The 7,613-nt window shown below is 57.3% G+C and carries 6 protein-coding genes and 1 pseudogene; 6 read left to right on the top strand and 1 reads right to left on the bottom strand.

Annotated elements, in window-relative coordinates; translation table 11 throughout:
• A partial coding sequence (locus ACIOZM_RS30790) for a transcriptional repressor (RefSeq protein WP_401221255.1) occupies positions 1-333 on the top strand: 333 nt, incomplete at its 5' end.
• Positions 334-408: 75 nt separating this feature from the next.
• On the opposite strand, the gene recN is transcribed toward ACIOZM_RS30790, so the two are convergent.
• On the bottom strand, positions 409-2,082 hold the full coding sequence (recN, locus tag ACIOZM_RS30785) for a DNA repair protein RecN (protein WP_401221252.1): 1,674 nt from the start codon (positions 2,080-2,082) through the stop codon (positions 409-411).
• Between the two features lie 240 nt (positions 2,083-2,322).
• Here recN and grpE point away from each other — a divergent pair, with 240 nt between their 5' ends.
• The 5 genes and pseudogenes from grpE to ACIOZM_RS30760 form a co-directional block, all read left to right on the top strand.
• Positions 2,323-2,889, top strand: a complete 567-nt coding sequence (gene grpE / locus ACIOZM_RS30780) for a nucleotide exchange factor GrpE (RefSeq protein WP_401221250.1) — start codon at positions 2,323-2,325, stop codon at positions 2,887-2,889.
• A 102-nt stretch (positions 2,890-2,991) separates the two neighbouring features.
• On the top strand, positions 2,992-4,908 hold the full coding sequence (dnaK, locus tag ACIOZM_RS30775; RefSeq protein ID WP_401221247.1) for a molecular chaperone DnaK: 1,917 nt from the start codon (positions 2,992-2,994) through the stop codon (positions 4,906-4,908).
• Between the two features lie 297 nt (positions 4,909-5,205).
• Entirely contained in the window at positions 5,206-6,330 is a 1,125-nt protein-coding gene (dnaJ, locus tag ACIOZM_RS30770) for a molecular chaperone DnaJ (RefSeq protein ID WP_401221244.1), read from the top strand.
• Positions 6,331-6,339: 9 nt separating this feature from the next.
• The gene (dapB, locus tag ACIOZM_RS30765) at positions 6,340-7,146 is read left to right on the top strand and encodes a 4-hydroxy-tetrahydrodipicolinate reductase (RefSeq protein ID WP_401221242.1); all 807 of its coding nucleotides are present in this window, start codon (positions 6,340-6,342) and stop codon (positions 7,144-7,146) included.
• A gap of 257 nt (positions 7,147-7,403) precedes the next feature.
• Positions 7,404-7,574, top strand: a pseudogene (locus ACIOZM_RS30760) (carbamoyl-phosphate synthase domain-containing protein); the annotation flags it as partial.
• Between the last annotated feature and the right edge of the window lie 39 nt (positions 7,575-7,613).

Below are 7,613 nucleotides of genomic sequence, written 5' to 3'. Positions count from 1 at the left end.
CTCGACTCCACCGAGCAGCGTCACATGAGTGCCGAGGACGTCTACAAGGCGTTGATGGAAGCTGGTGAGGATGTCGGTCTGGCCACGGTTTACCGTGTTCTGACCCAGTTCGAAGCAGCTGGCCTCGTGGTCCGTCATAACTTCGACGGTGGCCATGCGGTATTCGAACTAGCCGATGGTGGCCACCACGACCATATGGTCAACGTGGAAACCGGTGAGGTTGTCGAATTCGTTAGCCCGGAAATCGAAAAGCTCCAGAAGGCAATTGCCGAAGAGCACGGTGTCGACCTGGTTGATCACAACCTGGTGCTGTACGTACGCAAGAAAAAGTAAGCATGTCGCGCGAATTTCACATTCGCGAAACGAACGAAGGCGACCCAAGGGTCGCCTTCGTGCTTTCTGCCGTCCTTAAACTTTCGCGGTAACCACCATTTTTTTCGCGTGCGCCAAGGACTCCTTGGTCAAGTCGATGCCGCCGAGCATTCGCGCCACTTCTTCTATACGGTCGTTTTTACTCAGTTTGGAAACGGCAGTGTGGGTTGCTTCTTCCCCACGCACCTTGTGTACGAACAGATGCTGATGCCCTTGCGCCGCCACTTGTGGCAAGTGTGTAACGGTCAGGACCTGCCCGCGTTCACCCAGGCGGCGCAACAACTGGCCGACAATCTCGGCCGTCGGCCCGCCAATCCCCACGTCCACTTCGTCGAATACCAGCGTCGGTACGCGAGAGGTCTGCGCGGTGATCACCTGAATCGCCAGGCTGATCCGTGACAGCTCACCACCGGAGGCGACTTTTGCCAACGCCTTGAGTGGCTGGCCCGGGTTGGCGCTGACCAGCAATTCGACCTGTTCGAGGCCGTTGGGCAGCAGTTCTTTACTGGTGTTGGGGAGCAACTCAATAGTGAAGCGCCCGCCCGGCATGCCGAGGCGCTGAATCTCTTGTTCCACCGCACTCGTCAGACTGCCAGCGGCCTGATGGCGCAAATCGCTCAGCTCGCGGGCCTTCTCTTGATAATGGCGGGCATACGAAGCCAGCTCTTCGCCCAGGCGTTCGATGGATTCGTCATTGGCGTTGAGGGTTTCGATTTCATCCAGCAGCTTCTGCTGCATCTCGGCAACTTCGGTCGGTTGAATCCGGTGTTTGCGCGCCATGGTGTAGATGGCGTCGAGCCGTTCTTCCAGATATTGCAGGCGCGCAGGATCAGCATCGAAGTTATCGAGGAAACGATTGAGTTCGCCGACGGCCTCTTCAACCTGAATCTGTGCGCTGGTCAGCAGACTGCTGGCTTCGCCCAGAGCGCCAATTGAATTGTTCACGCTGGAGAGGCGGTTGAGGCTGGCGGTCAGCGCGTTCAGGACATTGCCTGAATCACTTTCGCTGCACTGCTCGACTACCTGTCGGCAAATGCCGAGCAAGGTTTCGGCGTTGGTCAGGTTTTTGTGTTCCTGCTCCAGTTGCTCAAGCTCGTTTTCGCCGAGATTGAGATTTTCCAGTTCTTCCAGTTGATAGCTGAGCAACTGGTGACGAGCGCGTTGTTCGTCGCCGGAGTTGGAGAGGCGCTCCAGTTCCTGGCGGGTCTGGCGCCAGCGTTGGGCAGCAAGCTGTACCTGGCGGGCCAGATCGGTGGCGCCGGCATACTCGTCGAGCAGGCGTCGATGGGTATCGGGCTTCAGCAGGGATTGATGTTCGTGCTGGCTGTGGATGTCGATCAGCAGTTCGCCAAGGGCCTTGAGATCGCCGAGCGGGCAGGGCGTGCCGTTGATGTAGCCGCGCGAGCGTCCTTCTGCGGTGATGACCCGGCGCAGGATGCACGGGCCGTCGTTTTCGAGATCGCGCTCGGCCAGCCAGACGCTGGCTTCGGGAATGTCGGCCAGATCGAAGGTCGCGAGAATATCGGCCTTGTCGGCGCCCGGGCGAACCACGCCGCTGTCGGCGCGATCCCCCAGGGTCAGGCCCAGGGCGTCGAGCATGATCGACTTGCCGGCGCCGGTTTCCCCTGTGATCACGCTCATCCCGCGATCAAGTTCGAGATCGAGATGTTCAACGATGGCGTAGTTATGTACGGACAGGTGCACCAGCATAAAGGCCGCTCCCAGGCTTTAGGTCTGGTTATTTATACAGTGTTTTGTTCTGGACTGACAATCCTTGGCGTTAGCTCGATTTGCTTGGATCAAATCAGCCTTTAGCGCATCCAGGAATGACAAAGCAGCACTTTTTTGTAGGGGTAATCGTTGCAGGCCCTTGAAGCCTGATTTTGCGGCCCCATATATCGGGACAGAAGCGCGAGTCAGGCTCGCGGACGATATTGAAAGGAGAATTCTATGGCTGACGAACAGACAGTAGATACGCAAAACCCAGAAGCCAATCAGGCATCCGATGCTTCGGGTGATGACCTGGCGACCCGTGTACAAGTGCTCGAAGAGCAATTGGCCGCCGCGCAGGATCAGTCTCTGCGTGTAGCTGCCGATCTGCAGAACGTCCGTCGTCGTGCCGAACAGGACGTCGAGAAGGCTCACAAGTTTGCGCTGGAAAAATTTGCCAGCGACCTGCTGCCGATCGTCGACAGCCTGGAGCGCGGTCTCGAACTGTCGAACCCGGACGACGAAAGCATCCGTCCGATGCGCGAAGGTATCGAGCTGACCCTGAAAATGTTCCAGGACACCCTCAAGCGTTATCAGCTTGAAGCGATCGATCCGCATGGCGAACCGTTCAACGCCGTTCACCATCAGGCGATGGCCATGCAGGAAAGCGCTGATGTTGAGCCGAACAGTGTTTTGAAGGTGTTCCAGAAGGGCTATCAGCTCAATGGTCGCTTGCTGCGCCCGGCAATGGTCGTGGTCAGCAAGGCGCCTGCGCCGGTTTCGCCTTCGATTGACGAACAGGCTTGAAATCCGCCGCAAGGCCCCCATTTATAAGTCAAGCGTTTAAGTGCTACCGCAGTTAGCCACCACTGCTGCGGCAACCAAATCCAAAGTTTCGGGAGAGTTAACATGGGCAAAATTATCGGTATCGACCTGGGGACTACCAACTCCTGCGTCTCCGTGCTGGAAAACGGCAAAGCAAAAGTTATTGAAAACGCTGAAGGCGCGCGTACCACGCCGTCGATCATCGCTTACGCCAACGATGGCGAGATTCTGGTCGGCCAGTCCGCCAAGCGTCAGGCAGTGACCAATCCGCACAACACCCTGTACGCGGTGAAGCGTCTGATCGGTCGTCGTTTTGACGAAGAAGTTGTACAGAAAGACATCCAGATGGTCCCTTACAAGATCGTCAAGGCTGACAACAGCGACGCCTGGGTTGAAGTGAACGGCCAGAAAATGTCGCCGCCACAAATCTCGGCTGAAATTCTGAAGAAAATGAAGAAGACCGCCGAAGACTACCTCGGCGAGCCAGTGACCGAAGCGGTCATCACCGTTCCGGCTTACTTCAACGACAGCCAGCGTCAGGCGACCAAAGACGCCGGCCGTATCGCCGGTCTGGACGTTAAACGTATCATCAACGAACCAACCGCAGCCGCTCTGGCTTACGGTATGGACAAGGCCAAGGGCGATCACACCGTGATCGTTTACGACCTGGGTGGCGGTACTTTCGACGTCTCCGTGATCGAGATCGCTGAAGTTGACGGCGAGCACCAGTTCGAAGTGTTGGCCACCAACGGCGACACGTTCCTGGGCGGTGAAGACTTTGACATTCGTCTGATCGACTACCTCGTTGACGAATTCAAGAAAGAAAGCGGCATGAACCTGAAAGGTGATCCGCTGGCCATGCAGCGCCTGAAAGAAGCCGCTGAAAAAGCCAAGATCGAACTGTCTTCGAGCAATTCGACCGACGTGAACCTGCCGTACATCACTGCAGACGCCACCGGTCCTAAGCACCTGAACGTGAAAATTTCGCGTGCCAAGCTCGAAGCACTGGTTGAAGACCTGGTTCAGCGCACCATCGAGCCTTGCCGCATTGCGATGAAAGACGCTGGTCTGGACGTTGGCGCGATCAACGACGTGATCCTGGTCGGCGGTCAGACTCGTATGCCGCTGGTGCAGAAGCTGGTTACCGATTTCTTCGGTAAAGAAGCTCGTAAAGACGTGAACCCGGACGAAGCTGTTGCCATGGGTGCTGCAATCCAGGGTGCTGTTCTGGCTGGTGACGTGAAAGACGTTCTGCTGCTCGACGTCAGCCCGCTGACCCTGGGTATCGAAACCATGGGTGGCGTGATGACCGCGCTGATCGAGAAAAACACCACGATTCCTACCAAGAAATCGCAAGTGTTCTCGACTGCCGATGACAACCAGGGCGCAGTGACCATTCACGTTCTGCAAGGTGAGCGTAAGCAAGCCACACAGAACAAGTCCCTGGGCAAGTTCGACCTGGCCGACATTCCACCTGCTCCACGTGGTGTGCCGCAGATCGAAGTGACCTTCGACATCGACGCCAACGGCATCCTGCACGTCGGCGCGAAAGACAAGGCTACCGGCAAGACTCAGTCGATCGTGATCAAGGCTAACTCGGGTCTGTCCGAGGAAGAAATTCAGCAGATGATTCGTGATGCTGAAACCAACGCCGACGCAGACCGTCAGTTCGAAGAGCTGGCCGCAGCCCGTAACCAGGGCGACGCACTGGTTCACTCGACGCGCAAAATGATCGTCGATGCCGGCGATAAAGTGACCGCTGAAGAGAAGACTGCGATCGAAGCTGCTGTGGTTGCCCTGGAAGCCGCTGTGAAAGGCGACGACAAGGCTGCCATCGAAGCGAAAGTCGAAGAGCTGTCGAAACTCTCGGCACCGGTTGCCCAGAAGATGTACGCCGAACAGGCTCAGCCTGCTGAAGGCGCGGCACCGCACGACGAGAAAGCGGAAAAGGCTGACGATGTTGTCGATGCCGAGTTCGAAGAAGTCAAAGACCACAAGTAAGTTGTTGGTCGGCCGGTTGACTGCCTTTAGGCAGTGACTGGTAGGATGTCGCCGCGCGGGAGCTTGCTCCCGCGTTGGCGTATCTGGAATACGCGAATTTTTACAGCATGCGACAAGCTTCGGATGCTGCTGGTATGGCCGGGAATGCTCCTGCTTTTCGCGCCGCAAGTACCAAATGAAACAAAGACCAGGATCGTTGAATTGACGTGAGTTGGGTCCGGGCCTGTATTGGGGCTCAACGAGTTTGGCCATCCTCAGGAGGGGTTTGCCGAACGTCCTCAAGAGTGCAGAAGACTTATGGCAAAGCGTGACTATTACGAAGTGTTGGGTGTTGAGCGTGGCTCAAGCGATGCAGACCTGAAAAAGGCCTATCGCCGTCTGGCCATGAAGCATCACCCGGACCGTAATCCCGATGACAAAGCATCGGAAGAGATGTTCAAGGAGGCCAACGAGGCCTACGAAGTGCTGTCCGATTCGAGCAAGCGCGCAGCGTATGACCAATATGGTCATGCTGGTGTCGATCCGAGCATGGGTGGCGGTGGCGCCGGTTTCGGCGGTCAGAACTTCTCCGATATCTTCGGCGATGTCTTCAGTGATTTCTTCGGTGGCGGTCGCGGCGGTTCCCGTGGCGGCGCTCAGCGTGGCAGCGACTTGCGCTACACGCTGGAACTGAATCTTGAAGAAGCAGTTCGCGGCACCAGCGTGAATATTCGCGTGCCGACGCTGGTCAACTGCAAGCCATGTGATGGTTCGGGCGCCAAGAAAGGCTCCTCGCCTTCGACGTGCCCGACTTGCGGCGGTATCGGTCAGGTACGCATGCAGCAAGGCTTCTTCTCGGTGCAGCAAACCTGCCCGCGCTGCCATGGTCAGGGCAAGATCATTTCCGATCCGTGCGATTCCTGCCACGGTGACGGTCGCATCGAAGAGTACAAAACCCTGTCGGTCAAAGTGCCGGCGGGCGTCGATACCGGCGACCGCATTCGTCTTTCCGGCGAAGGCGAAGCGGGTACGCAGGGCGGCCCGACTGGCGACCTGTACGTGGTTATCAATGTGCGCGAGCACGATATTTTCCAGCGCGACGGCAAGCATCTGTTCTGCGAAGTGCCAATCAGCTTCGTTGATGCGGCGCTCGGTGGCGAGCTGGAAATTCCGACCCTCGACGGTCGCGTCAAACTGAAAATCCCTGAAGGCACTCAGACCGGCAAGCAGTTCCGTGTACGCGGCAAAGGCGTGGCGCCGGTACGTGGCGGTGGTGCGGGCGATCTGATGTGCCGCGTTGCGGTCGAGACTCCGGTCAACCTGAATCGTCGTCAGCGTGAATTGCTGGAAGAGTTCCGCAGTTCGCTGGCAGATGACAACAGCCATTCCCCGAAAACCACCGGTTGGTTCGACGGTGTGAAGCGCTTCTTCGGCGATTTGTAAGGAGTCGGCATGCGACGTATTGCAGTGATGGGCGCCGCCGGGCGCATGGGCAAGATTCTGGTCGAGGCGGTGCAGCAACGCGCACCGCTGACCGGTTTGACGGCTGCCGTTGTGCGTCCGGGCAGTACGCTGATCGGTGTTGATGCTGGTGAGTTGGCTTCGCTGGGACGCATCGGTGTGCCGCTGTCCGGTCATCTGGAGTCGGTCGCGGAAGAGTTCGACGTGTTGATCGACTTCACGCTGCCGGAAGTCATGCTGAAAAATCTGGCGTTCTGCCGCAAGGCGGGCAAGGCCATGGTGATCGGCACGACCGGTCTGGATGCTGCGCAGAAGCAGTTGTTGGTCGAGGCCGGTAAGGATATTCCTATCGTGTTCGCTGCCAACTTCAGTGTAGGCGTCAACCTGTCGCTGAAGCTGCTCGACATGGCGGCACGCGTGCTGGGTGATGATGCGGATATCGAAATTATCGAAGCCCATCACCGCAACAAGATCGACGCGCCGTCAGGCACGGCGCTGCGCATGGGCGAAGTGATCGCCAGTGCGCTGGATCGTGATCTGCAGAAGGTCGCGGTCTATGGTCGCGAGGGTCATACCGGCGTGCGTGAGCGTGAAACCATTGGTTTCGCCACTGTGCGCGGTGGTGATGTGGTCGGTGATCACACCGTGCTGTTCGCCTGTGAGGGTGAGCGTCTGGAGATCACTCACAAGGCATCCAGTCGCATGACTTTCGCCAAGGGCGCCGTGCGTGCCGCGCTGTGGCTGGATGGTCGTGAGGCGGGTCTTTACGACATGCAGGACGTGCTCGACCTGCGTTGATCCAAAGTTTATCCCGGTGCAAACACCCAGTTTGTGCCGGTTTTTCACCGCTGCGCGACGGCCTGTCGCATTCTTCGCCCTTTCGGGCTCATTGGCGGTAGACCAAAAAAGCCTTTTTCTGTAAGCTACAGCTTTAGTGTGTCCACTAAAAGCGCGCAGAATAATTCAGTGAATGAGCGGGGTGACGTGTCCATACGTCACTCCGCTTTTTTACAACCTGCGATTGCCCCTTCATGCTTTATTTACGGGTGGTCTTCTTGACTAAGCCAGCCATACTCGCCCTTGCTGATGGCAGCATTTTTCGCGGCGAAGCCATTGGAGCCGACGGCCAGACCGTTGGAGAGGTGGTGTTCAACACCGCAATGACCGGCTATCAGGAAATCCTTACCGATCCTTCCTACGCCCAACAGATCGTGACCCTGACTTACAGTTAGTTAGTGATTAGTGTATAGAATGAGTTTTTTTTG

The organism is Pseudomonas sp. NPDC087346 (assembly GCF_044744235.1).
GTDB lineage: Bacteria > Pseudomonadota > Gammaproteobacteria > Pseudomonadales > Pseudomonadaceae > Aquipseudomonas.
This window is presented reverse-complemented; position numbering and strand designations above follow the sequence as displayed.